This is a genomic window from Sphingobium sp. RAC03 (genome assembly GCF_001713415.1).
GTDB lineage: Bacteria > Pseudomonadota > Alphaproteobacteria > Sphingomonadales > Sphingomonadaceae > Sphingobium.
The window spans coordinates 2,848,631-2,875,096 of the sequence record NZ_CP016456.1 but is presented as its reverse complement, the minus strand read 5'-3'; the positions used below and the strand labels follow the sequence as shown (position 1 = coordinate 2,875,096).

Here is a 26,466-nt window from a genome sequence, read left to right as displayed (position 1 = left end):
ACGTCATGACCAAATCCCTGTTCGCTGCCCTGTTGGCAGCCACTGCCCTCACGGCCTGCGCCGCTGGTCCCGACTATCGGCCGCCGGTCACGCCCCCCACCGCCGCCGCGCCCTTCATCGGCACGGCAGCCCCCGCCGTCAGCGCGGCGGAGGTGCAGGGCGATTGGTGGCGGCTATACGAAGACCCGCTGCTCGACCGGCTGGTGGGCGATGCACTGCGCGCCAATACCGACATCCGCGTCGCGGTGGCGCGGCTGGAGCGGGCACGCTCCACCCTGCGCGGCGCCCGATCGGATCGGCTGCCCTCGACCGGCCTGGATGGCACCGTGACCTATGGCCGCACGGCAGCGGCGCAGAACTTCCCCGGCCTCGACCGGGAGAATCGCACCGTCGATGCGGGGTTCAGCGTCGGCTATGAGGTCGATCTGTTCGGCCGGGTGAAGCGCTCGATCGAGGCGGCACGCGGCGATCTCGGCGCGGCTGAGGCGGATACCGATGCCGTCCGGGTCGCCGTGGTCGCTGACACGGTGCGCGCCTATGTCGATGCCACTTCTTCGGCCGAGCGGCTGCGCGTGGCGCAGCGCACGGTCGACCTGCTCGATCGTTCGATCCGCATCACCGGCGCGCGCTTCGACGCGGGCCGATCGGATCGGCTCGACGTGATCCGCGTGACAGCCTTGCGCGACCAGCAAAAGGCGCTGGTGCCAAGCCTTGCCGCTGACCGGGATGCCGCCCTGTTCCGACTCGCGACGCTGACCGGGCGCACACCGCAAGACTTGCCCGCCGATATCCGCGCCAGCGTCACCACGCCGACCCTGGCCCAGCCCATTCCCGTGGGCGATGGTCGCGCGCTGCTGGCCCGGCGGCCCGATGTCCGCGCCGCCGAACGCCGCCTCGCCGCCGACACGGCGCGGATCGGCGTGGCGACGGCGGACCTTTATCCGCGCATTTCGCTGGGCGGCGCGGTCGGCACGACCGCGATCGGCGGCGGCGACATATTGGGCGGCGGTCCGCTCCGCTGGGTGCTGGGGCCGCTCATCAACTGGGCCTTCCCCAATCAGGAAGCGATCCGCGCCCGCATCGGCGCGGCGCGCGCCGACAGCGCGGCGACGCTGGCGACCTTCGATGGCACGGTGCTGCGCGCGCTGGCGGAAACCGAAACCGCGCTGTCCATCTATGCCCATGCCATGGAACGCCGCGACACGTTGCAGGCCGCGCGCAACGCCGCTGACCGCGCCGCCCGCATCAGCCTCGCCCGCCAGCGGGAAGGGCAGATCGATTTCCTGACCGTCCTCGACGCCCAACGCACGCTCGCGGCCGCCGAAGCGGATCTTGCATCCGCCGATCGCTCCGTCGCCTTCGCCCAGGTCGATCTCTTTCGCGCCTTGGGCGGCGGTTGGCAGAGGGTCGGGTAAAGCACCTCGGTTGCGTACAGCGATGCGTACAGTGGTAAGGCCTTTTTGCCTCTCTCCTACTTGACCTATCGCTCAGATTCAGATGTTGGAAAAGTGTTATAACTGTTTGTTTTTAATGTATTATATGGCGATCCTATCGACATGAAGACATAGGATCGCCATGTTATCCCGTACGTCCTTCTGCACGCCCGAAATCAGCGAACAGGATGATCATACACTATGATCGATAGCGTGGCGGTGCCGTTATGTGCGCCCGGCGTGGATCAAGACTGTTGCTGAACAGTAAACCGATGTGTCGATACTATTATTTCATCGTAATTTTCGCAATTAGCGATTTGATCCGATAGCGGTGCATCGCTACTTGGACCGCAAGCCAGTGGCGCGGCCCGTGACCCGGCGACATCGGGTTCACTGCGCCAGGGCAGAATTATAGACAAAAACGTCATTAGGAGCTGAGCAGCGCCATCCAGGGTATCGCCATGGATGGCTTTATTATGCTCTTGATGATGCAGCGCGCCCTTGTGGTGTCGGCTGTGTTTTGGATCATGTTGTTACGCGGTGGGACATTCGAATATGGCGGCTCCGGTCGATGTGCGATTGCGCGACTTCTTTGCCTGGGCGGGACCGATCATCGGTCCTGACAAGGCTTTCATCAGACTGACACTGGTTTACGGTGTCGGCATTGGCCTGTTGTCGCTAGCCACGCCGATCTCGGTGCAGATGCTGATCAACTCCGTGGCGAATACGGCGTTGCCAGCGCCATTGTTCACGCTGGCGGCGATCCTGCTCGGATTGTTGCTGATATCGGCGCTGCTCGGCGCGTTCCGCATGCATTTGATGGAGATGTTCCGACGCCGTTTCTTCGCCCGGCTGGTCGCGGACATCACCTTGCGCGCGGTGTATGCGCAAAATCCCTTTTTCCAGGACGAACGACGCGGCGACCTGTTCAACCGGTTCTTCGAATTGATGACGGTGCAGAAGGCGATCCCGTCGCTGCTGATCGGGGGATTTTCGATCATCCTGCAAGCCAGCGTCGGTTTCGTCGTCACGGCATTTTACCACCCCTTCTTCCTGGCGTTCAATGTCGGCTTCATCTTCGCCGTCTGGCTGATCTGGCGCCTCTGGTATCGCGGTGCGATGCGGACGTCGGTGGCGCTGAGCTATCGCAAATATGAAGCGGCCCATTGGCTGGAAAGCGTCGGCGGATCGAACGGCTATTATAAATCGAGCCGCCATCTCCACTTCGCCATGGACCGGTCAGAAGAGGCCACCGCCGCCTATGTGAAGGAGCATAAGGCGCATTTCCGCTATGCCTTCCCGCAAAGCCTTGCGCTGCTGATCCTCTATGCGGTGGCGAGTGCCGGGTTGCTGGCGCTGGGCGGCTGGCTGGTCATTCAGGGGCAATTGTCGATCGGCCAGCTGGTCGCGGCCGAACTGATCCTGTCGAGCATCTTCTATGGCGCCGCACAGTTGGGCCCGTATCTCGACAGTTTCTACGATCTGGTCGCAGGCGTCGAGGAACTCTCGCTGATCCTCGCCATTCCGCAGGAGCAAGTGCCCGAACCCAAGCCCGACGCCGCGCGGCCTGCCCATGGCGCGCTCGTCCTCCATTCCGTGCGCGCGCCGATCGGTCGCGACGAAGCGGAGATCGACATCGTCATTCCGGGCGGCAGCCGACTGATCGGTGCGGCCGACCCGGACATGGACCGCCTGCTCTCCACGCTGCTCAAACGGCATATCCGGCCGACCAGCGGCATCATCACGCTGGGCGGCGCGGACATCACCTCGCTCGACATGTATCAGCTTCGCAGCGACGTGATAGTCCTCAACCGGCCGACCATCGTGGAAAGTTCGATACGCGATTATCTCTCGCTCGCGCGGGCCGAGAATGACTCCGTCGGCATCATGGACGTGTTGCGCGCCGTGGGTCTGGACGAGCGGGTCGCCGCCCTGCCTGATGGCATGGACACGCGCCTGTCCTCCACCGGTTGGCCGTTGGCGCTGGTCGAGATAATGCAGTTGAAGCTGGCAAGTGCCCTGCTCGCCCAGCCGCGCATCCTCGTCCTGTCGGCGCTCTACGACATGGTGCCGGTCCATCATCTGGAGGCGGCTTTCGCCATGTTGAAGGGCAAGCCCGTGACCATCCTCTATTTCTCCAGCCGCCCGCACGACATCACCCTGGATGGCTGGCTGTGGCTGGGCCGCAAGAAACAGCGACTGGTCGCCGACCGAGAGAGTTTCGACGCCCTGCGCGCTGGCGCTGGCAAGGAGGCTGGCGATGCCGTTTCGCGCTAATCATCTGTCGCATTTCAAGACGCTGGCGAGCATCCGTGCGCCGCGCGTCACCCGCGCGCTGGCTTGGATGCTGGTGGCGACGATCGTCGGCTGCATCCTGTTCATGATCTTCGTGCCGTGGGTGCAGACCGCGCCAGGGACCGGCGCCGTCATCGCGCTCGACCCGCGCGACCGGGTGCAGAATATCACCGCACTCGTCCCCGGCCGGATCGAACAATGGTATGTCACCGACGGCAGCCTGGTGAAGCGTGGCGATCCTATCGCGCGGATCAGCGACAATGATCCCAATCTGCTCGACCGCCTGCGCGCCGAACGCGCCCAGGCCGACGTCGAGATCATGGCGGCGCAGCAAGCCATGCGGGTGGCGCAACTGGACGTATCGCGCATGGAAACGCTGTACCGCGAAGGCTTGGCCCCCCGCCGCGACTATGAACTGGCCCAGATCAAGGTCAGCGATTATGCCGCCAAGGTTGCGCAGGCGCGGGCCGAGCGGACGCGCGTGGACGTCAGCCTCAACCGCCAGTCGGTCCAGATGATCCGTGCGCCGCGTGCGGGGCGCGTGCTGCGCATCCAGGGCGGCGACAATGCGACTATGGTCAGCGCGGGCGACATCGTCGCGACCTTCGCGCCCGAACAGTCGCAGCGCGTGGTCGAACTTTATGTCGATGGCCGCGATGTGCCGCTGATCGAGATCGGCCGCCGTGTCCGCTTGGAATTCGAAGGCTGGCCCGCCATCCAGTTCAGCGGCTGGCCTTCGGTCGCGCAGGGCATGTTCGATGGCAAGGTGCGCGCGATCGACGTGTCGGCATCAGCGAACGGCCTGTTCCGCGTCATCGTCGAACCGGCATCGGACCGGCCAGCCTGGCCGCAGGAACCCTATGTCCGGTTGGGTGCCAAGGTGCGCGGCTGGGTGTTGATGGATACCGTCAGCGTCGGGTTCGAACTGTGGCGGCAACTCAACGACTTCCCGCTGCAATTCCAGCGTCCCGGCAATGTACCCGACGCTTCAGCGACGAATGCGACCGATGCCAATGCCAACAGCAATGCCAAGTAAGCGCCTGCTCATGGTCGTCGCGCTGATGGCGACGGTCGTGCCTGCGATCGCGCAGGATATCGCGCCCTTGCCGACGCGGGCCGCTGCGCCGTCCCTGTCCGGCCCACTGCAATTGGCCGATGTGCTGGCGTCATCGCGCCAACATGCGCCCCAGGTGCTGGAAGCGCTGGCGCGGGTGCGCGGCGCGCAGGGCAAGCGCCTGTCGGCCGAAGGGGCGTTCGACACGGTCTTTTCGGCCGCCGCCGACAGCCGCCTGACCGGCTATTATGACAGCCGCTATGCCGAAACGAAGGTGACGCGGCCGCTCGAACAATGGGGCGGCAATGTCTATGGCGGCTATCGCGTTTCCGACGGGCGCTTCCCCATCTATGAGGATAAAAGCTACACCAACCAGCTTGGCGAGATAAAGGCGGGCGTGGTGCTGGCGCTGCTGCGCGACCGGGCGATCGATGATCGTCGCTTCAACCGGACGCAGGCCGAAGCGGATATCGCGCTCGCCGATGCCGACCGGCTGTTCGTCGCGATCGGCGTCCAGCGGCGGGCGCTGGACGCCTATAATCAATGGGTGGTGGCGGGCGAACGGCTGGAGATCGTGCGCAACCTGCTGGCGCTGGCGCAGGATCGTCAGACGGGGCTGGAGCGGCAGGTCACGCTGGGGCTGCGCCCGCGCATCATCCTGACTGAGAACCAGCAGAATATCCTGCGGCGGCAGACATTGGTGGTGCAGGCGGAGCAGGCGCTGGCCAGTGCCGCCAATACGTTGTCGCTCTATTGGCGTGACGCGGATGGACGGCCGGTGATCCCGTCGCCTGCGCAACTGCCATCGGATCTGCCCAACCCCCTACCCTTGCCGGTCGATCCCAAATCGGCGCTGTCGATGCGCCCGGACCTGCGCACCATCGACCTGCGGATGCAGGTCGCGCGCGACCGGCTGGCGCTGGACCGCAATGCGCTTTTGCCCCGCCTCGACTTCAACGCCGAAGCGTCGCGCGACATCGGGCCGATCGGCGAGGGCGGACGATCGCGCGAAGGCACGGATACCCGCGTCGGATTGACCTTCACCCTGCCGCTCCAGCGCCGCGCGGCGCAAGGCCGGATCATGCAGACCCAGGCGGAGATCGAGGCGGCGATGCTGCGTGGCCAGGGGCTGCGCGAGCAGATCATCGCGGAGATCGACACGATCGGCGTCGCGGTGGATGCCACCGAGCGGCTGCTGGTGCTGGCAGGCGACGAACAGGCGCGCGCGCAAGACATGGCCCAGGCAGAGCGCCGCCGGTTCGAAATGGGGGCAAGCGACTTCTTCCTGGTCAACATTCGTGAGGAAGCGGCCGCCGATGCGGCCTTGCGCAAGCTGGATGCGGCCTATCGCCAATTGATCGCCCATGCGGACCTCGCCGCAGCCAGCGCCGATACCGACGCTTTGGGACTATGAGCGGATAATCGGCGCGCGCTTCACACGGCCAACCGCGCCCGATTGATGCGCAGGGTCACGATCAGGCCGGTTTCCGCCCAGTCATAATCGATGGTGCCGCCGAGCTGGCCGCGCACGCTGCGCTGCACCAGCTTGCTGCCAAAGCCGCCCGCGCCGTCCGGCTCCTGCACTTTGGGTCCGCCATGTTCCAGCCAGGTCAGGATCACATCATCCTCCTCCGCCATGCTGGAGACGTCAAGCGTGCCGGCCTCATGCGACAAGGCGCCATATTTCATCGAGTTGGTGGCCAGTTCATGAATGACGAGGGCCAGCCCGGTCGCCGCATGTTCGCCCACGCCCATCCGCTCGACAGCGACCCTGATGCGGCCCTTGAACGCGCCCAGATCGTCATAGGGGGCCAGCAATACCGACAGAAGATCGCCCAGCAATGCCGCATTACCCTGCCCATTGGGCAGCGGGCGGACCAGATCATGCGCCCGGCCCAATGCCGACAAACGCTCGGTCAATTCCCCCGCCATATCCTCCTTGCTGAGAGCGGAGCGCGAGGAAATGGCGGTCAGGCCCGATGCTATGGCGAGCAGATTCTTGACGCGATGGCTCATTTCCCCGGCCAGAAGCTCATGCCCCTCTTCGGCCTGCTTGCGGCCGGTCACATCCAGGAAGATGCCGTACATGGTCCGCCCGACGATACCGTCATCCTCGCCTTGGCCGCGCGCGGCGATCCACCGCACTTCGTCGCCGATCAATATGCGGAAATCGGTTTCATAGGGACCAAGGATGGCGCGCGTCGCGGAGAATGCGGATCGCACCCTGTCCCGGTCGGCGGGGTGAATGCGTGTGGATAGTTTTTCGAACGTGACCTGCTCACCCTGCGGCAGACCCCATAGTTTGAAGCCCAGCTCATCCATGGTGAAGGCGTCGGTATCGACATTCCAGGCCCAGAGCGCGACTCCAGCGGCGAAGATCGCGCGCCGCAACTGCGCGGGCTGCCACTCATGCGCCTCCGGCATTTCTTGAACCAATGTCATTCCCCGATCATGCCGTGCGTCCAGCCCCTATCACAATGGGCGGGCAGCGGGGGAATAATCCATCGGATGCCGCTTGGCGGTCAGGCTTCGGTCGGATGGATGGTTTCGAGCCGGTCGGCCAGTTCGGCATTGCGGAAGGGCTTGGTCAGGCGCGGCAGATCGGGCGCGATCCCCTCCGCTTCAGCATAGCCGGATACGATCAGGACGGGCAGGTCGGGCATCCGGGTCCGCAGGCTGCGCGCCAGTTCCTCACCGTTCATCCCCGGCATAAGGTGGTCGGTCACCAATATGGTCGGCGCGACGCCCGCTTCGATCAGGTGCAGGGCTTCCTCGGCGGATTTCGCCTCGACCACGTCATAGCCAAGGTCGTTGAGCATGTCGGCGGTACTCATCCGCACCAGTTCCTCATCATCGACCAGCAAGGCCGTGCCGCGCGCGACGGATATGCGCGGCAGCACGCGAATCTGGTCGTCGCTGCCGATCGCGTCCGGGCTGACGGGGAGCCAGAGTTCGACCGTGGTTCCCTCACCCGGCGCGCTGATGATGGTCAGCCCACCGCCCAGTTGCGCGGCCAGGCCGTGGGCCATCGACAGGCCAAGGCCGGTGCCCTTGCCGATGCCTTTGGTCGAAAAGAAGGGCTCGATGGCGCGCGCGCGCGTTGCTTCGTCCATGCCGATGCCCGTGTCGGCGACCGAGAGGCGCACATAATGGCCGACGCGCAGGCCCGCGGGATGCCGCCCCCGCACGCTGGCGCGGCTCGCCGAGATGGTCAGTTCGCCGCCCGCAGGCATGGCGTCGCGGGCGTTGACGCTTAAATTAAGGATCGCCATTTCCAGCTGGTTGGCATCGGCCCGCGCCGGGGGCAAATCGTCGGCGATGCTGACCCGCAGGTCGATTTTCGGGCCGATCGTGCTGCTCACCAGGCTCGCCATCCCTGTGACGAGGTCATCGAGCGCGACCGCCTTGGGCTGGAGCGGCTGTCGGCGGGCGAAGGCGAGCAACCGTTGCACCAGAGTCTTGGCGCGTTCGGCCGATTGGAGCGCGCCGTCGATCAGGCGACGTTCGCGTTCGCTGCCCAGGCCGCGGCGCATCAGCAGGTCGAGCGAGCCGATGATGGGGGTGAGCAGATTGTTGAAGTCATGGGCGACGCCGCCGGTCAACTGGCCCATCGATTCGAGCTTCTGCGACTGGCGCAGCGCTTCCTGGGTTTGCAGCAATTGCTCTTCGCGCGCCTTGTCTTCGCTCAGGTCACGGCCGATCGCGATGAAATTCACCCCGTCCGGTTCGGGCGATACGGTCCAGCCGATCGGCGTCCAGCCGCCGTCGGCCGTGGCGATGCGATTTTGAAAGCGGGTGGGAAGGCCGGTGCGACTCATATCCTCGATGGCGGCGAGCGTCACCGCCGCATCGTCGGGATGCATGAAGTCGACATAGGGTGTCGCCAGCAGATGCGCCTCCGACCAGCCCAATACGCGGGTCCAGGCGGGATTGACGGCCCCCATGCGCCCGGCAAAGTCCGCGCGGGCAAGCATGTCTTCGGACAATATCCACAGCCGGTTGCGCTCCGACGCTTCGGCTTCGCGGCGCGTGCGCTCCGCCAATATCTGCTCGGTGGTTTCGACACAGGCGCAGAAGAGGCCATCGACCGTCCCCGCCGCGTCGCGAACCGGCGTGTAGGAGAAAGCGAAATGCGCTTCGCGCGGCCGACCCGGCCGATCGAGCATGAGTTCGATATCGTCCATATGCACAGGCTCGCCCGCAGACACCTTGGCGAAGAGCGGGGCGATGTCCGCCCGGATTTCGGGCCAGACGTCGAAGAAGGTGCGGCCGAGTGCTGCCGGATGGCGGTCCGCCAGCATCGGGGCGTAGCGGTCATTATAGAGGAAGATATGGTCAGGCCCCCAGCCGATGAACATCGGTTGATCGGCCGACAGCATGAGCGCCACCAATGTCTTGAGCGGCTGAGGCCAACTTTGCGGCGCGCCAAGCGGCGTTGCCGACCAGTCCTTTGACCGGACCAATTCGCCCATGACCCCGCCCCCCGACAGGAAATGCATGTCCTGGCCGCGATCCGTGCTGGCAGCGCTATCATTCATAAATGGGGTAATCCGTCGGTCCTATCCATCATCTGATCTTTGCGAACCGACGCCAGCCTTCACAGTTCCGTCCAATATGCAATATGCCCTTGTTTTTGCGAAAATCTTGCCCGGCGTCTGCGCCGAAATGGTGCCAAAGGGTGGCGACTTTTCCCCAGCGATGCTAGGACGGGGCAAGGCAGAACCAGATATGATACTCGCTCCCCCACGGCCCGGCATCTATGTCAGGGGCACCGAAACCGTCGATCAGATCCTTAAGGCCGCGCTCGACGTGCTGATCGATGAAGGAGCCGACGCCTTCACCCTGCGCCGCATCGCCGCGCGGTGCGACATGAAGGTCGGCAATGTCAGCTATCATTTTCCACGCAAGGAAATGCTGATCCAGGTGATGCTCGATGAACTGGTCGAGTCTTATGGCAGCGTGCTGGATCAGACGGTGCGCAAGCCGGGGCTGACCGCCGAAGAGCGGCTGAGACGGATCATCCTCCTATGTCTCGACGACATCCAGACCAAGCGCACCACCCATTTGTTCACGGAATTATGGGCGCTCGCCAACCATAGCGATTTCGTAGCGGATCGCGTCCGCGCCTTTTACCAGCGCGTCCATGATGCGATTGGCGAATATGTCGCGCAGCTCAATCCCGCCTTGTCCCCCGACGACGTGCATAGCGTGGCCCTGTTCATCAGCGCGTCGATGGAAGGATCGACGCCGTTCCTGGGCCATGGCAAGCCCTGGGCGCACAAGATGCCGGCATTTACAGCGCTTGCCGCTACGTCATTCATCCACCTGGCCAAGACGGTGACTGCGCGCGATATTGCAGGGTTGGTCAGCGAAACGGCGTGATCTCGGTGATACGCGCGCGCTTTGTTGCGGTGCAGAAATAAATTCGCGACCGCCCCCGTTAAGCGCTTGACCGATCCCGGACATCTGTCCAGACTTCATGCCAGCGCTGGGGGGCGTGGACAGCGTGAGTCCGCAGGCCCGCCCGCCGCATCAAGGGGGATCAGGCCAGATGTCGAGGACCGCCACCAGGGCAATATTCGCTGCCGCCGCGCTAGGCTGGACGCTGTTCGCGACCGCCGCATGGGCCGCTCCCGCCGCCGAGACCGACGCCGTGCCGGAAGCGGAAACATCCGACGTGATGACCATCCCGCCGCCCAAGGCGACCTGGTTCTTCGTCGATGGTGGATGGGACATGGCGGGCACCAGCATCTTCGACGGCGAAACCGGCAAGATGAAGGGCATGGTCGAAACCCGCCGCCTCGCCGACTTCGCCATCGATCCTGCAGGCAAATATTATTATGTCTCCGAAACCATCTGGTCGAAGGGCGATCGGGGCACGCGGCAGGACATGGTGTCGGTCTATGACAGCCAGACGCTCAACCTCGTCACCGAAATCCCCCTGCCCGGCCGCATCCTGATCGGTTCGCGCAAGAATAATTTCATCATCAGCGACGATGGCAAGACCGCCTATATCTATGATTTCAGCCCCGCCTCCGGGGTCAATGTCGTTGACCTCGCGAAGCGCAAATTCGTGACGGCGATCGAACTGCCGGGCTGCGCCAGCCTGATGCCCAATCCGGGCGTCGGCTTTTCTGCGCTCTGTTCGGACGGGTCGCTGGCCACCGTGGCGATCAAGGGGACCAAGGCGGATATCACGCATAGCGCGCCTTTCTTCTCGGCCACGGACGATCCGATCTTCGACAATTTCACCTATGACAAGCGCAAGCAGGAAACGACCTTCCTCACCTATACCGGCCAGATTTTCCAGGCGAAGCTGGGCGCGACCCCGACCATTGCCGCGCCCTTTTCGATCCAGGCAGCGGCCGGCATTCGCCCCGGCGAAACCAAGCCGCTGGAACTGAACTGGTATCCGGGCGGTCGGCAGCCAATGGCGCTGCATCGACCATCAGGCCATTTGTTCGTGCTGATGCATATGGGCGAATATTGGACGCACAAGGCATCGGGGACCGAAGTGTGGGAGGTCGACCTGGCCACGCAGAAGGTCGTCAAGCGCCGCGCGCTCAAGGAACCGATGAACAATATTGAAGTGTCGCAAACCGACAAGCCGCTATTATTCATGAATGGCGAGGAGGCCAGCGCCATCGTCATCGACCTCGCTACTGGCGAGGAAAAGCATAAGATCGAGCGGGCCGGTGGCAGCACCATCACGGTCGCGGACCCATCCTGACCATGGAACTGGGCCTTGCGATCATCGGCCTTGCGGCATCGATCGGCATTGGCTTGATCCTGCTGCTGTCGGGCGCTGAAAAGCTTCGGCATCGCGCGTTGCTGCCAGGCGTGATTGCCAATTACCGGCTGCTGCCGTCAACTCTGGTCGCGCCCGCCGCGTTGCTGCTGCCGGTGGCGGAACTGCTGATCGGTGGCGCGTTGGTGGCGTGGCTTGCGCCGCTACCGGTCGTTCTGGCGATCGGGCTGCTGCTTATGTTCGCGTTGGCCATGGCGATCAACATCGCGCGCGGTCGCAGCCATATCGATTGCGGATGTGGCCGGTCGCAACTGCGGCATCGGATCGGCTGGCCGCTGGTCGCGCGCAATGTGTTGCTGGCGCTGCTGCTTGTGCCGCGCCTGTGGCCCGTGCCGCCCCTGTCCGCCATCGACATGGCCACCGCCATTGCGGGCGGCCTCGCCATCGCGCTCGCCTATCCGCTCTATACCGCCATCGCGGCTTTGATCGCGTCGCCCGCCGCCTACCGGAGATAAGCATCCATGCTGACATCGCTCATCATCTCGCAAATCCTCTCCTGGGTCGTGATCCTGGGACTTGGCGTCGCGCTGCTCGCTCTCGCGCGGCAAGTGGGCGTGTTGCATATCCGCGTCGCGCCAGCGGGCGCGCTGACCACCAGCGGCGGCCCGGCGGTGGGCGACGCCACGATCAAGATCGACGCACGCTCCATAGATGGCGCGCCAGTCACGGTCGGCGGTCATGCCCATGGCGTGCCGTTGCGGCTGCTGATGTTCGTGTCGGCCCAATGCCCGCTTTGCAAGGCCATCATTCCCATGGCCAAATCCTTTGCCCGCGACGAGCGCGTCGCGCTGACCTTCGTCGGCGATGACGATGTCGCCGCGCAGCGCGCCATGATCGCGCAGCATGGGCTGGAATCCTATATGTTCGTCAACGGTCCCGACGTCGGCCAGGCGTTCGGCGTCGCCAAGCTGCCCTTTGCGGTGCTGCTCGATGCCGAAGGCACCATCTTGTCCAAGGGGCTGGTCAACAGCCGCGAGCATCTCGAAAGCCTGGTCGTCGCCCATGAAATGGGGATCAAGACCGTGCAGGATTATATCGGATCGTTGAAGGCACAGGCGGCCTGAACGGCCAAAGGGGGGCAGTGACATGAAGAGGTTCAACGCCGACGCCATGGGCGAAAAACTGCTGCGGCGGCTGGCTGGGGGCAGTTCGCGCCGCTCCATGCTCTCGCGCCTGGGCGCGGCGCTGGTGGCGGCACCCGTTTTCCCGCTGCTACCGGTCAGCCGCGCGGAGGCGGCCAAGCCCGACCGCTCGCCCGAAGCCAAGACCGGGTTCGCCCGCAACGCGCAGACCAAGGACGATACCAAGTGCGACTATTGGCGCTATTGCGCCATTGATGGTGCGCTCTGCACCTGTTGCGGCGGTGGGCTGCATAGCTGCCCGCCTGGTGCCGAGCCATCGCCGGTGTCCTGGGTCGGCACCTGCATCAACCCGGACGATGGCAAGGCCTATCTGATCGCCTATCGCGACTGTTGCGGCAAACCCGCCTGCGGCCAGTGCGGCTGCGACAATACCGACCGCGAAACCCAGCTCTACATGCCCCAGCTCAACAATGACGTCATCTGGTGCTTTGGCACCAGCAGCATGGAATATCATTGTTCGACGGCGGTGATGGTGGGCGCGGCCAGCTGAGGGCAAGGGTTTGCGCAGGCTTTTGACGGGATCGCTGTTGCTGCTCGGCCTGGTCGGCATCGGCCGCGCCGCGTTGCCGCCGATGGGGCCATTGCCCGACGCGATCAGCGACCCGGAACTGGCACGTTCCGACTATGCCGAACATTGCGGCGGCTGCCATGGCATTCAGGGCAGCGCCGCCCCGGCACAACTGCCCGAACTGCGCGGCCGGGTGGGCTGGTTCCTCTGCACACCGCAATCGCGCGCCTACCTCATCCGCCTACCCAACATCGCGCACAGCCGGATCAGCGATAACCAGCAACTGGCCGATCTTGTCAATTTCATGGTGTTTGGCCTCGGCGGTCCCAGCGTGCCCGCAGGCGCCAAGCCGTTCACGGCTGACGAGGTGGCGCGCGAACGCAAATTCGCCCTCTCCTCCGCCTCGCTCAAGGCCGAACGCGCCCGCTATGTCGAAGTCGCGATCAAGCAATGCGGCGCCCCCAGCGCCATGCGCCTGCTCTATCCCGGCCAGAAACCCTAAAACGCTCTCTAATAGCATCGCGCAATAAGGCTGACTCATGCGCGTCGTTCCCCGGCGAAGGCCGGGGTCCAGTTCTGACCGCGGGACTGGACCCCGGCCTTCGCCGGGGAACGACAAGCTATAGGTTCCCGTCTATGCACCTTGGCATAAAATAATGCGGTGACGCTAACCGTCAGAATTTCTGCCCGAAGCGGATGCCGAAAAATTGTGGCTTGATCGTGAAGGTCCGCGCCGAGCCGGAACAGAAGTCGATCGAGCAGAAAGTGTTTTTCGTCAATTCCCCGCGCTTGTCGAAAGCGTTCTGCAGGAACAGCGTCAAGCTCCAGCTATCCTTCTTGATCCCGCCGGAAAAATCGAAGCTGACAAAGCCCTTAGTATTGCCGAGCAGCGCATTGCTGGCAACGTTCAGATCCTGCGTCGCGCCGGTCTGATAGAGCGCTGCCCCCTGAATATAGGCGGCATAATCGCCCATATAGGTGTCGTAGCGGATCGACGTCGTGCCCTTGAATTTGGGCTGGCGCGGCAGCCGGGTGCCATCGGCAGCGGCGACCTGGGGCGTGGGAGGGTCAGAGTCCGGCACGAATTCGCCCAACGTGCATGTCGACAATTGCGATATGCTCGATGTGTCGCGATCGAGCGCAAAGTTGCAGAAATTGCCCTTCAGCTTGCCGTCATTATACGCGCCGGAGGTCGAGAGCGTCACATTGCCGAGTTTCAGATCGGCATCATACTCGATGCCCTTCACCACGGCCTTGCCCGCATTGCCGGTCATGCCCGCGCCCTGCGCCCCGGATACGACAACGCCATATTGGATATTATTCCATTTTTCATAATAGACGGCGGCGTTGAAGCGGAAGATGTTGTTCCACGTCGTCTTGACGCCCAGTTCGAAATTGGTGAGCGTTTCGGACTTGAACGGGGCCACATCCACCGGGCCGAAATTGCGGATGCGCAGCGGCCGGTTGAAGCCGCCGGGGCGGAAGCCGGTGGAGTAATTGGCATAGACCATCTTGTCGGGCTGGAACTGCCAGTCCAGCGCCACCTTATGCGTCTCGCCATCCTCCTTGTAGCGCCCGGTCTGATCGGCTGCGCGGAAATTGGTATTGAGACATTGCAGGCGCTCGGCCGGAAGCGGCGTCGGACAGCCCATTTCGCCAGTCGGAACATAGACCGACGTAATGGTATTGGCCGCCGATCCCGCCACGCCCGCAAAGCCCTTCACCGCATAATCGGTCCAGAAATAGCGGATGCCGCCGGTGATCTTGAGCGTCGGGGTGATGTTGTAATGCCCCTCCGCAAAGATCGCGGTGTCATGGTACAGCTGGTTCTGTTCGGTGATGTAGAAGCCGTCGCCCTTCACCGCCTGCGTCCCCAATATCATCGTGCCAAGCGGGTTGCCGTTGGCATTGATGACATTGCTGGTATCGAAGAAGGGATTGCCGTCTTCGTCATAATCGATGCCGTACATGCCCGGCACGCCGATCAGCCCGCCCGGCACATCGCCGCCGCCCGTCTGGGTGTAGCCCGTGATCGTATCCAGCCCGCGAATGGCATAATAGGTATTGGTCTCGTTCTTCTGCCGTTGGTAGAAGGCACCGAACGTCACGTCGAAAGGCCATTCCTTGGGCGTCGAAATCCGCAATTCCTGCGTGAACTTGTTGCGGTGCGTATCCGCATGATAATATTGCGTCGGGTCGATCAACGAACATTGCTGTGCCGCGCCCGATCCGGTGCAATTGTCGAAAAACTGCAGATAGCTTTCATAGCCTACGCCGAACCCGTCATAGGTGACGGTATAATAAGTATAATCGTTGAGCGTCCGGGTCCGGCGTTTGAAATAGCCGGTCGCCGATACGACGTCCCAGTCGCCGATATGGCCATGGATGCTCAGCGCTGCCTGATACCAGCGATCATCGTTGCGGGTCTTGTCATAATCATGGACTTCCAGATCGCCGACGCGCGGGTCGAAACCGAAATAGCCATTAGCGACCTGCTTTTGCGCCGTGATTTCCGGGGTAATCGCCCAGCCATCGACGGGCTCCCACAGCAATTGCAGGCGGCCGCCAAATTCCTTGATCGTGTTATAATCATCCTTGGCGATGTCGCTATTGTCGAGATTGAAGAAGGTCGCCGGATTATTGTCGCCCAGCGTATAGACCGCCGGCGCGCCATTATTGAGCAAGCCGTTATTGGGTATATTGTCGATATAGCCGCCATCGCGCCGATAATAGCCCATGGCGCGCACCGCCATCGTGTCGCTCAGCGGCACGTTGATATAGGATTCGAGCTGCCCGCCAAAATCGCCCTTGCCATATTTATTGGCCTCGACGTCATAGCCGAACTCGAACTTATCCAGCTTGGGTTTGTTGGTGATCAGGCGGATCGTCCCCGCCAGCGACCCCGCGCCATAGAGCGTGCCCTGCGGCCCCGCCAGCGCCTCGACCCGCTCCAGGTCATAGGCATGAATGTCGGGGACTTCGGTGCCAGTGATCGGAATATCGTCCAGATAATAGCCGACCGATGCATAAGCGCCGCCCGCAGGCACGATGCCGCGGAAAAAGGCGGTATTGCGGCCCGGCCCGATGCCTTCGAACGAGACGGAGGGCAGCAGGGCGGCGAAATCGCTCAAGCCTTTCACCTGGCGCTCCGCCAGCGTCTCGGCACCCAGCGCCAGCATGGAGATCGGCACTTTCTGGATACTCTGCGCGCTGCGCGTCGCGGTCACGACGATTTCGCTAAGGCCCGATGATGGATCGGCGGCGGCGGCCTCTGCCGGTGCTTCGGTCTGGGCAAAGGCTGGCGCCGCGAGCGCCAATTGCGTCAGGCATGTCGTAGCGCCCAGCGCGCACAAATTACGCACTCGTCGCGAGCCAAATCTGATGGCCATGGATAGTCCCCCCTTATACGCGTTGCGTCATGGCCTCTCCCGTTGCAGTGCCCGGCGACCGGGTCTTAACCTTGCAAATCATGACATGCGCTTGCCTTCACCGCGCCGAAGACACGCAAAACCCCCTGCCCGAAAGACGCATCTTTCGGGGTCGCGGCCGAATAACGACCACGCCGAACATCCTATTTTTTATGAGACAGTTCGCTCACGCAGCAATTCGAACGACTGTCCTAAATTGGATACTGCCACTCAGACGGGCGCTGTCAAGCGGGTGAAAACGCATTTTTTGAACTTTTATGATGCGTCCTCTCGACGGCACGCTGCAATCGGCATAGCATTTTGTGCAATCGCACAATTTTCGGGGTGCTATGGGAAACGGGTCTGCCGCTGCCGCAACGGGCACTATTGAATCTACGCTCTCGCAGATTGCCGGTCTGGTCGAGACGCGCCCCGATCTGGCGCTGACGCAGGCGCAAGCCCTCCTCGCCCGGACCGGCGGCTTGCCGCAGGCGGAACTGCTCGCTTGCCAGGCGTTGCGGCGGCTGGACCGCCCCAAAGACGCTCTGCCTCGCCTTGCCGCTCTTGGCCGCCTGTATCCGCGCATCCCGGCCATCGGGTGGGAGTTGGCCCAGGCCGCCGAAGCAGCAGGCGATACCGCCCAGGCCATCGCCGCGCTGGAAGCGCTGACCAGGCAACAGCCGTCGGTGGCGGGCGGCTGGTTCATGCTGGCCCGGCTGTTGCGCACGGTGGGCCGCGAGACCGATGCCTGGCGTGCCGACCTGTCGGGCATCCACGCCTCCTCGCGCGACCGCGACCTGCTGGACGCCGCGATCGCGATGAACGAGGCCCGTTTGGACGATGCCGAAGCGACCCTGGTGGCGCGGCTCGACCGCCTGCCCGATGACGCCGCCGCCTGCCGCCTGCTGGGCGAAGTCAACTGGCGGCGCGGTGATATGAGCCAAGCGCTGGCGCTGGTCGAGCGCGCGGTCACGCTGGCCCCCGGCTTCGATCTGGCGCGCGATTTCCTGATCCGGCTATTGCTCCAGAACAACCGTTTGCCCGAAGCGCTGGCCCATGCCGAGATATTGGAGAGGTCGCCGCTCAAAAATCCCGGCTACGCGCTGATCAAGGCATCGGTGCTGGTGCGGCTGGGCGATCAGGATGGCGCGCGGGCCATTTACGAACGCCTACTCGCGGATCAGCCCGACCAGCCACAGGTCTGGCAGAATCTCGGCCACGCCTTGAAGACGCTCGGCAAACAGGCCGATGCCGTCCACGCCTATCGCCAGGCGGTTCGCTATCGCCCGACCATGGGCGAAGCCTGGTGGAGCCTCGCCAACCTCAAGACCGTCAGGTTGGATGCGCAGGACATTGCGGCGATGGAACAGGCGCTTGCGTCGCTGGAGCCGGAGACAGCGGACGGACAGGAGGATATTTTCCACCTCCATTTCTCGCTCGGCAAGGCGTTCGAGGATGCGGGCGATTATGCCGCCGCCTTCCGCCATTATGATGCGGGCAATCGCCTGCGCCGGACGATGGTGCGCCATGATGCCGACGAATTTTCCGCCGAAGTGCGCGCCATCGCCACCACCTTCACCGCGCCTTTCATCGCCGCGCGGGGTGCTGGCGGTTGCCCCGCACCCGACCCGATCTTCATCGTCGGTCTGCCCCGCTCCGGCTCCACCCTGATCGAGCAGATCCTCTCCTGCCACAGCCAGGTCGAAGGGACGATGGAACTGCCCGACATGATGGTCATCGCCAGCCGCCTGCAATCGCGCGTGGATGACGGCGAATTTCCCGACTTCGCCTCTATGGTCGCTTCGCTCACCCCCGCCGACCGACTGCGGCTGGGCGAGGAATATATCGACGGCACGCGCGTCCATCGCCACACCGCCAAGCCGCATTTCATCGACAAGATGCCCAATAATTGGCAGCATGTCGGCCTGATCCAATTGATCCTGCCCAACGCCAAGATTATTGACGCCCGCCGCCATCCGATGGGCTGTTGCCTGTCTGGCTGGAAGCAGCATTTCGCGCGCGGCCAGGCCTTCACTTATGATCTGACCGACATCGGCCGCTATTATCGCGACTATGTGGCGCTGATGACTGCCTATGACGCGGCCGCGCCGGGGCGCGTGCATCGCCTGATCTACGAGCAGATGGTTGCCGATATGCCGGGCGAAGTCGACCGGCTGCTGGCCTATCTGTGCCTGCCGTTCGAAGCGCAATGCCTGGACTTCTGGCGCAGCGACCGCGCGGTGCGCACCGCCAGTTCCGAACAGGTGCGCCTGCCCATCTATGCCGATGGCGTCGACCATTGGCGGCGGTTCGAACCCTGGCTTGGCCCCTTGGCCGATGCGCTGGGGCCGCTGGTCACGACCTATCGCGATCCACCTCCCATCTGATGGACATTTTTAAGTCAGCGGCCAGAGGTCGCGGCAATCTGCAACCGGAAAGTCTGGCCCGATGCCGGTGCGGCGATGGCGGCGATGCCCTGTTCCTTGAGCAGGGCGGCGATTGCCAGTGCGCGGCGTTGCGGCAGGGAGGGTCGTTCTGGGACATCGGTCGGCAAGCCGGGCACGGACAGTTGCGGACTGTTCCAACGCTTTGCCGCCCAGGCCGAAAGCAGCACGGCTTGCCGCGCCTTCGGGTCGAGCGCGTCCACATTGTCGGCAAAGGCGATGACCGGCAGCGGCGTGAGCGGTGGAATGATGGCGACCTCCCATCCCTCCACGGACTGGATCGCGCGCTGTTCGAGCGCGCCATAGGTGGCGAGGTCCGCGCCCGGCAGCAGGGCTGCCGTCGCTGTCGCGCGTTGATGATCGCGGTCGATCGTCACGGCGTCGGGCGCCACGCCAGCGGCCAGCGCTATCAGTCCGGCCACTCTGTTGGCGCGGCTGCGGTCATTGGCCAGCACATCATTGGCCTGCTGCAATTCGGCCCGTTGCGCTTCGACCGATCCTGCGCCCGGATCGAGCAGGACTTGGTCCACGCGCAGCGCCACAGGGCGGCCCAGCCGGTCGCTAAGATCGGTCTGCAGCAAGGCGTTGCTTTCGGCGCGGGATCGAGGGGCGATGACCACGCTGCGCACGGTAAGGGGCGTGCGGTCGAAATTGACGTCGAGTTGGGTGATCCGCGACTCTGCACCATAACGATCGGAGAGGAAGGCGCGGATTTGATTGACGGCAACCGCTTCGCCCGCGATGCGGCTGAGGGATATGGCCAGCGGCACCGCCATCACCACGAAGACCAGCATGAGCAGCACGGTCTGAGTCCAGCTTTGCTGGCTCGATAGATAATGGCCGAACCCATAATAGCGGGCCATCACCATCGCCGACAAGGCGATGGTCACGAAGTTGGTGACGAACAGGGCCAATGCGCCGCCAAGGATCGGCATATTCCAGGTCGCAAGGCCGAAGCCCACAACCGCCAGCGGTGGCATCAAGGCCGTGGCGATGGCGACGCCGACGATGGTTTCGCCGCGCCCGCGGATGATCGCGAAGGTGCCCGCCAGAGCGGCGAAGAGGGCGACCAGCAGATCGAACAGATTGGGGCGGGTGCGAGCCAATATCTCGGCCGTGGGTGCCTTTAGCGGCGAGACGAGAACGATGAAGGCCGTGAACAGCAGCGCTGCGGTCGCGCCTATCGCCAGAGCGGAAAGCGATCGGCGCAGTTCGGCAAAGTCGAACAGGGCGAGGCTGAACCCCAGGCCAAGAATCGGGTTCATCAGCGGCGATATGAGCATGGCACCGATGACGACGGCAGGCGACGACAGGAGCAGACCCAGCACCGCAATGCCTGCCGACATCATGGTCATGAAGAGATAGCGCGGCGTACAGCCGCTTTCCTCCACGATGCGGGCGACGACCTTTTCCTGATCGACCGATCCGACCACGGATTTCCGCCACCAGCGGTAGAAGGGGATATGATCCCAACGTGCGGGATAGGGATGGTCTGGCGCAGGCGAAGTCATGATGTCAGCGCTCCCCCTACACCAGCCAGTAGATGGCAAAGCAGGTCGCCAGGCCGACGATGACGTTCATCGGCACGCCGATCTTGACGAAATCGCTGAACCGATAATCGGCCGCCGCATAGACCATCGTGTTGGTCTGATAGCCTATAGGCGTTGCGAAGCTGGCGGAGGCTGCGAACATCACGGCGATGATCAGCGGTCGCGGATCGACGCCATTCTGCCCGGCTATGCCGATGGCGATCGGCGTCATGATGACGGCGACGGCATTGTTGGTGACGGTTTCGGTCAGCACCGATGTCGCGGCATAGATGGCGATGATGAGCGCCAACGGTGGCAACGCCGCCATCCAGGGCGACAGGGTGGACACGATCAACGCCACACTACCGGACTTTTCCAGCGCCAGGCCGATGGCGAGCATGGCGAAGATCAATACGATGACATTGCCGTCGATCGCCGACCAGGCCTCCTCCGCATCGAGGCAGCGGGTTGCCAGCACGATCGCGACGCCGATCAGCGCCAGGGCAAAAACGGGCATGATGTTGAAGGCAGCCCCCACGATCACCATGGCCAGCGTGAGCGCCGCGATCGGCGCGCGCCGACGGCGATAGCGCCTGACGCCGCTGGTATCCTCCGCGATGAAATTCATATTGTCGCGCAGTGCGGCCGCCGCCTGGTCATCGGCAGCCACCAGCAAACTGTCGCCGGCGCGCAGGCGCACATTCACCAGGTCCGGTCCGGCGACATGACGCGGGCGGCTGAGCCCCAATATGCGGACGCTGAGATTGGAGAGAAAAGGAATTTCCCGCAGCTTCCGCCCGATGGCGGGATGAGTCGGGGCAAGGGTGATACCGATCAGCCCTACCATGCTGTCCCGTTCGTCCGCCGCCAGCCGGATCGGTCGTCCGATATTCTGAAGCCCAACAACAAATTCATGCGATCGAGCCAGAGCATCCAATTCATGCGCGCTCGTCGCGACGATGACCCGGTCGGAGGGCAGGATGATAGCATCATTGTCGATGTTGCGCAGGATCTGCGATCCGCGCGCGATCCCCAGCACCCGCACGGAGCCACGACGCAGCGCCTTGATATCGCCCAGTCGCGTCCCGTCATCCTTCAATTTGGGGCAAAGTTCAGTGATGTAGAGGCGGTCGCTGTCGATATCGAGTTCATTGTCGGGGCGGTTGGGCAGCAGCATCGGCCCCAGGATCAGCAAGGTGATGCCACCGGTCACCAGTGCGACCAGGCCAACCGTGGTGATTTCGAATATGCCGAAAGCCGCCTGTCCATTTTCCTGCGCGACGCCATCGACCAGCAGGTTGGTGGAGGTGCCGACCAGGGTCAAAGTGCCGCTGAGGATGGCGAGATAGGAGAGCGGGATGAGCAGGCGCGTCGCTGCGATGCCGACCGTTCGGGCCAGCCGCTTGACCAGCGGGATCAGCACCATCACCACCGGCGTATTATTGACGAAGGCCGGGGCCAGCATGGCCGTGCCCAGCAATTCCGCCACTGTGCGCCGGGGTCGTTCCTTGGCGCGGGAGACCATCAGGCTGGCCAGAGCCTCGATCGCGCCAGTGCGGATGAGAGCGCCGGAGAGGATGAAGAAGGCCGCGATCGTGATGGGGGCGGGATTGGCGAAGACCGTCAGCAGGTCGGTCGGGCTTAGCATGCCCGTCACCAGCATCAGGATGGCCCCGATCACGGCGATGACGACGGGCGGAAACCGCTCCATCGCAAAGGCCACGAACAGCAGCAGCACCATGACGAGGCCCGCTACCGGCCCCGCTTCCGGCCAGCGGGCAAAGAGCGTTCCCCCTTCCATCAGCACAGGATACCGCGCATCAAAGTCTTACCATCCGGTCGTTCATAATGCCCCTGTCGATCTGGCCCGATGCTTGGATGGGCAGCATAGCGACTTCAAAAGATTAGGAAACCAGCGCCGGATGAATTTGGTACAGGTGACGACAAGAAAAAGGCCGGTGGATTGCTCCACCGGCCTCTTCTTTGTCGTGTGGAAAGCAGGACTTAGAAGTCCATGCCACCCATGCCGCCCATGCCGCCGCCGGGCATGCCGCCCATGGGCGACTTGTCGTCAGCAGGCATTTCCGAGATCGCCGCTTCGGTGGTGATCAGCAGGCCAGCGACCGAAGCCGCGTCCTGCAGAGCCGCACGAACGACCTTGGTCGGATCGATGACGCCAGCGTCGACGAGGTTTTCGTAGACGTCGGTCGAGGCGTTGAAGCCGCGGGTTTCGTCATTTTCGCGCAGCAGGTTGCCGGCAACCACGGCACCATCAACGCCCGCATTCTGGGCGATCTGGCGCAGCGGCGCTTCGATCGCCTTGCGGATGATGTCGATACCACGGGTCTGGTCGTCGTTCGCGCCCTTCATGCCGGCCAAAGCCTTGGTGGCATAGAGGAGAGCGGTGCCGCCGCCAGGAACGATGCCTTCTTCAACGGCCGCACGGGTGGCGTGCAGCGCGTCGTCGACGCGGTCCTTGCGTTCCTTAACTTCGACTTCCGAAGCGCCGCCAACCTTGATGACGGCTACGCCGCCAGCCAGCTTGGCCAGGCGTTCCTGGAGCTTTTCCTTGTCATAGTCCGAGGTGGTGTTCTCGATCTGCTGACGGATCTGCTCGGTACGGCCCTTGATCGAGTCATGATCACCAGCGCCATCGACGATGACGGTGTTGTCCTTGTCGATGGTGACGCGCTTGGCGGTGCCCAGCATCGCCAGCGTGACGTTCTCAAGCTTGATGCCCAGATCTTCCGAGATCACTTCGCCCTTGGTCAGGACCGCGATATCTTCCAACATCGCCTTGCGACGATCGCCAAAGCCGGGTGCCTTGACGGCAGCAACCTTGAGGCCGCCACGCAGCTTGTTGACGACCAAGGTCGCCAGCGCTTCGCCTTCGATGTCTTCGGCGATGATCAGCAGGGGACGACCCGACTGAACGACCGCTTCGAGGATCGGCAGGATCGACTGAAGGTTGCTGAGCTTCTTTTCGTGGATCAGAATGTAGGGATCAGCCAGCTCTACAGCCATCTTTTCCGGGTTCGTCACGAAATAGGGCGACAGATAGCCACGGTCGAACTGCATGCCTTCGACGACGTCCAGCTCGAATTCGAGACCCTTGGCTTCTTCAACCGTGATCACGCCTTCCTTGCCGACGCGCTCCATGGCTTCGGCGATCTTTTCGCCAACCACGGTGTCGCCATTGGCCGAGATGATGCCGACCTGGGCAATTTCCTTGGTCCCGGCGACGGGCTTGGAACGGGCCTTGAGGTCTTCGACAACCTTGATCACAGCGAGGTCGATGCCGCGCTTGAGGTCCATCGGGTTCATGCCGGCGGCAACCGACTTCATGCCTTCACGGACGATCGCCTGCGCCAGGACGGTCGCAGTGGTCGTGCCGTCACCGGCAATGTCGTTGGTCTTCGATGCGACTTCGCGCACCATCTGCGCGCCCATATTTTCGAACTTGTCCTTGAGTTCGATTTCCTTGGCGACGCTGACGCCGTCCTTGGTGATACGGGGGGCGCCAAAGCTCTTGTCGATCACGACGTTACGGCCCTTCGGGCCCAACGTCACCTTGACCGCGTCGGCCAGGATGTCGACACCGCGCAGAATGCGCTCACGAGCGTCGCGGGAAAACTTTACGTCTTTCGCTGCCATGGTCTTAATACCTTCTATCGAGAATGTGCAAAATTGCGAAGTTCACACCGTTGCTGAACGTGAAAATCGCGAACCGAAAATCAGGCGACGACGCCCAGAATGTCCGATTCCTTCATGATCAGCAGGTCTTCGCCGTCGACCTTGACCTCGGTGCCCGACCATTTGCCGAACAGCACGCGGTCGCCAGCCTTGACGTCGAGCGGGGTGACCTTGCCATCTTCAGCCTTGGAACCGGTGCCGACGGAGACGATCTCGCCTTCCTGCGGCTTTTCCTTGGCGGTGTCGGGGATGATGATCCCACCGGCGGTCTTCGCTTCCGCTTCGATGCGGCGGACGAGAACACGGTCGTGCAATGGACGAAATGCCATGTTGATTGCCTTTCCCTTCTATTTGGGATGGGTCCGGCGCGCGATCCGGGGATGATTTCCCCGCAAAACCGCAATCGCCTTGTCCGTCTCCCCTTGAACTGCGTTGCTGTTAGCACTCGTTGAAGGAGAGTGCTAGCGCCGTGAATATGGAGCGGTGCTTTTATGCGTCAAGGCGATCGCGCAGAAAAATTTGCGAGGCCGCGCAACCGAGCGCCTGCCTCCGGGTTATGGCGATTGCTGCGCGACATGGCATGTCCCGTGCGATGGATAGACCGACTGTTGCCGTCAGCCGCGCCTTCATGTCGCGACGGTTATTTTTCGTGAATATTGCATCCCCTGCCCCGCCCGCCTGTTGGTGAAGGATAACCATAAGGAGGATGCATCATGGCCTATTCGAAGATTGTCGTTGCCGTCGACATCAACGACGTACTGCACGCGCGCGCCGCGATCGATGCGGCAGCGGCTGTTTGTGGACTGGAAACGACCGTCCATATGCTCTATGTCCGCTATCATATGCCCACCCGCTATTCCGACCTTCTGGGGCGCGATCTCGACATCAAGGAAGAGGCCGAGGCGCTGGCGCTGATGCGGCAATGGGCGAGCGAAGGCGGCCTTCCCGAAGGACAGGTCCATTTCGATACGCGGCGCGGCCGGGTGCGCGACGAAGTGATCAGCGCGGCCGAGCGGACGGGCGCGACGCTGATCGTGATCGGTTCGCATGAGCCGACATTCTCCTCGAAGCTGCTGGGGTCCAATGCGTCGGCGATCGTGCATCAAAGCCCGGTCAGCGTTCTCGTGGTGCGGGCATCGGCCGAATAATCCTGCGAGGCTTGGTGGCTGTCGGTTGCAGGGGATGGGGTCGCCACCTACCTGCGGCCCATCCTTTCACGATATTGGAGCCAGGCTCGCATGACCGACAGCTATACCCCGCCCCGCATCTGGACCTGGGACAAGGACAATGGCGGGGCGTTCGCCAATATCAACCGGCCGATCGCAGGCGCGACCCACGACAAGGCGTTGCCGGTGGGCCAACATAAGCTCCAGCTCTATTCGCTCGCCACCCCTAATGGGCAGAAGGTGACAATCCTGCTGGAAGAGTTGCTGGAGGCGGGTTTTGCCGACGCCGACTATGACGCCTGGCTGATCAAGATCGGCGATGGCGACCAGTTTTCCAGCGGCTTCGTAGCGGTCAATCCCAATAGCAAGATCCCTGCGCTGATGGACCATAGCGTGTCGCCGCCACAACGCGTGTTCGAATCAGGCGCGATCCTGCTCTATCTCGCCGAGAAATTCGGCGCGTTCCTGCCGACCGATCCGGCCAAGCGCACTGCGGCGCTGAGCTGGTTGTTCTGGCAAATGGGGGCCGGGCCGCTGCTGGGTGGCGGCTTTGGCCATTTTTACGCCTATGCGCCGGAAAAATACGAATATCCGATCAACCGCTACACGATGGAGGTGAAGCGGCAGTTGGACGTACTGGACCGGCATCTGGCGGACAACGCCTATATGGCGGGCGACGAGTATAGCATCGCCGACATCGCGATCTGGCCCTGGTATGGCGGTCTGGTGCTGGGCCGCGCCTATGAAGCGGCGGAGTTTCTGGACGTTGCCAGCTATACTCATGTGGTGCGCTGGGCTGAGCAGATTGATGCGCGCCCGGCGGTCAAGCGGGGGCGGATGGTCAACAAGGCGAATGGCCCGCTGGAAGAGCAATTGCACGAACGCCATGACGCTAGCGACTTCGCGACCAGGACGCAGGACAAGCTGAAGAGCGAAGGCTGAACGGCCCCGCGCGGAGCGACCGAAGATGTTGCGCGCGCGCAACAT

Annotated in this window: 20 protein-coding genes; 13 read left to right on the top strand and 7 right to left on the bottom strand. The window is 63.1% G+C overall.

The window, feature by feature from the left end:
• Nucleotides 1–5 precede the first annotated feature (5 nt).
• From BSY17_RS18505 to BSY17_RS18490, 4 genes are all read left to right on the top strand, one after another.
• Nucleotides 6–1,415, top strand: a complete 1,410-nt coding sequence (locus BSY17_RS18505; RefSeq protein ID WP_069066568.1) for an efflux transporter outer membrane subunit — start codon at nt 6–8, stop codon at nt 1,413–1,415.
• 573 nt (nt 1,416–1,988) lie between these two features.
• Complete coding sequence (locus BSY17_RS18500; RefSeq protein ID WP_069066567.1) at nt 1,989–3,710, top strand: ABC transporter ATP-binding protein; 1,722 nt, start codon at nt 1,989–1,991, stop codon at nt 3,708–3,710.
• Nucleotides 3,694–4,764, top strand: a complete 1,071-nt coding sequence (locus tag BSY17_RS18495; RefSeq protein ID WP_069066566.1) for an efflux RND transporter periplasmic adaptor subunit — start codon at nt 3,694–3,696, stop codon at nt 4,762–4,764. Before BSY17_RS18500 ends, BSY17_RS18495 begins: the two co-directional genes overlap by 17 nt.
• Nucleotides 4,754–6,196 carry a TolC family protein gene (locus tag BSY17_RS18490; RefSeq protein WP_216095580.1) on the top strand — a complete coding sequence of 481 codons (1,443 nt, stop codon included), beginning with the start codon at nt 4,754–4,756 and terminating at the stop codon, nt 6,194–6,196. The genes BSY17_RS18495 and BSY17_RS18490 overlap by 11 nt, the downstream gene beginning before the upstream one ends.
• Before the next feature lie 20 nt (nt 6,197–6,216).
• Here the strand turns inward: BSY17_RS18490 and BSY17_RS18485 are convergent, their stop codons facing one another.
• A complete protein-coding gene (locus tag BSY17_RS18485) occupies nt 6,217–7,224 on the bottom strand; it encodes a sensor histidine kinase (RefSeq protein ID WP_083217159.1) in 1,008 nt (335 codons plus the stop codon).
• 80 nt (nt 7,225–7,304) lie between these two features.
• Complete coding sequence (locus BSY17_RS18480) at nt 7,305–9,320, bottom strand: hybrid sensor histidine kinase/response regulator (RefSeq protein ID WP_083217158.1); 2,016 nt, start codon at nt 9,318–9,320, stop codon at nt 7,305–7,307.
• A 190-nt stretch (nt 9,321–9,510) separates the two neighbouring features.
• Between BSY17_RS18480 and BSY17_RS18475 the strand changes: the two genes are divergently transcribed.
• From BSY17_RS18475 to BSY17_RS18450, 6 genes are all read left to right on the top strand, one after another.
• The gene (locus tag BSY17_RS18475) at nt 9,511–10,164 is read left to right on the top strand and encodes a TetR/AcrR family transcriptional regulator (RefSeq protein WP_069067073.1); all 654 of its coding nucleotides are present in this window, start codon (nt 9,511–9,513) and stop codon (nt 10,162–10,164) included.
• Between the two features lie 169 nt (nt 10,165–10,333).
• Nucleotides 10,334–11,512 (top strand): amine dehydrogenase large subunit, encoded by a 1,179-nt coding sequence (locus BSY17_RS18470; protein ID WP_069066564.1) that lies wholly within the window; start codon nt 10,334–10,336, stop codon nt 11,510–11,512.
• A gap of 2 nt (nt 11,513–11,514) precedes the next feature.
• Nucleotides 11,515–12,045, top strand: a complete 531-nt coding sequence (locus tag BSY17_RS18465; protein WP_069066563.1) for a MauE/DoxX family redox-associated membrane protein — start codon at nt 11,515–11,517, stop codon at nt 12,043–12,045.
• A 6-nt stretch (nt 12,046–12,051) separates the two neighbouring features.
• On the top strand, nt 12,052–12,654 hold the full coding sequence (locus BSY17_RS18460; protein WP_069066562.1) for a methylamine utilization protein MauD: 603 nt from the start codon (nt 12,052–12,054) through the stop codon (nt 12,652–12,654).
• A gap of 22 nt (nt 12,655–12,676) precedes the next feature.
• On the top strand, nt 12,677–13,222 hold the full coding sequence (gene mauA, locus BSY17_RS18455) for a methylamine dehydrogenase (amicyanin) small subunit (protein ID WP_069066561.1): 546 nt from the start codon (nt 12,677–12,679) through the stop codon (nt 13,220–13,222).
• 10 nt (nt 13,223–13,232) lie between these two features.
• On the top strand, nt 13,233–13,742 hold the full coding sequence (locus BSY17_RS18450; protein WP_069066560.1) for a cytochrome C: 510 nt from the start codon (nt 13,233–13,235) through the stop codon (nt 13,740–13,742).
• 172 nt (nt 13,743–13,914) lie between these two features.
• On the opposite strand, the gene BSY17_RS18445 is transcribed toward BSY17_RS18450, so the two are convergent.
• Nucleotides 13,915–16,629, bottom strand: a complete 2,715-nt coding sequence (locus BSY17_RS18445; protein ID WP_237236382.1) for a TonB-dependent receptor — start codon at nt 16,627–16,629, stop codon at nt 13,915–13,917.
• Nucleotides 16,630–16,997: 368 nt separating this feature from the next.
• On the opposite strand from BSY17_RS18445, the gene BSY17_RS18440 reads away from it, so the two are divergent.
• Nucleotides 16,998–19,034, top strand: a complete 2,037-nt coding sequence (locus BSY17_RS18440; RefSeq protein WP_069066559.1) for a tetratricopeptide repeat-containing sulfotransferase family protein — start codon at nt 16,998–17,000, stop codon at nt 19,032–19,034.
• A gap of 14 nt (nt 19,035–19,048) precedes the next feature.
• Here BSY17_RS18440 and BSY17_RS18435 read toward each other — a convergent pair whose 3' ends face one another.
• From BSY17_RS18435 to groES, 4 genes are all read right to left on the bottom strand, one after another.
• Nucleotides 19,049–20,602, bottom strand: a complete 1,554-nt coding sequence (locus tag BSY17_RS18435; protein WP_069066558.1) for a DUF389 domain-containing protein — start codon at nt 20,600–20,602, stop codon at nt 19,049–19,051.
• Nucleotides 20,603–20,618: 16 nt separating this feature from the next.
• Complete coding sequence (locus BSY17_RS18430; RefSeq protein WP_069066557.1) at nt 20,619–22,421, bottom strand: SLC13 family permease; 1,803 nt, start codon at nt 22,419–22,421, stop codon at nt 20,619–20,621.
• Nucleotides 22,422–22,624: 203 nt separating this feature from the next.
• Nucleotides 22,625–24,274, bottom strand: a complete 1,650-nt coding sequence (gene groL / locus BSY17_RS18425; protein ID WP_037476035.1) for a chaperonin GroEL — start codon at nt 24,272–24,274, stop codon at nt 22,625–22,627.
• A gap of 80 nt (nt 24,275–24,354) precedes the next feature.
• A complete protein-coding gene (groES, locus tag BSY17_RS18420) occupies nt 24,355–24,642 on the bottom strand; it encodes a co-chaperone GroES (protein ID WP_007704439.1) in 288 nt (95 codons plus the stop codon).
• A gap of 384 nt (nt 24,643–25,026) precedes the next feature.
• On the opposite strand from groES, the gene BSY17_RS18415 reads away from it, so the two are divergent.
• The gene (locus BSY17_RS18415; protein ID WP_069066556.1) at nt 25,027–25,461 is read left to right on the top strand and encodes a universal stress protein; all 435 of its coding nucleotides are present in this window, start codon (nt 25,027–25,029) and stop codon (nt 25,459–25,461) included.
• 90 nt (nt 25,462–25,551) lie between these two features.
• A complete protein-coding gene (gene yghU / locus BSY17_RS18410; RefSeq protein WP_069066555.1) occupies nt 25,552–26,421 on the top strand; it encodes a glutathione-dependent disulfide-bond oxidoreductase in 870 nt (289 codons plus the stop codon).
• Nucleotides 26,422–26,466: the final 45 nt, after the last annotated feature.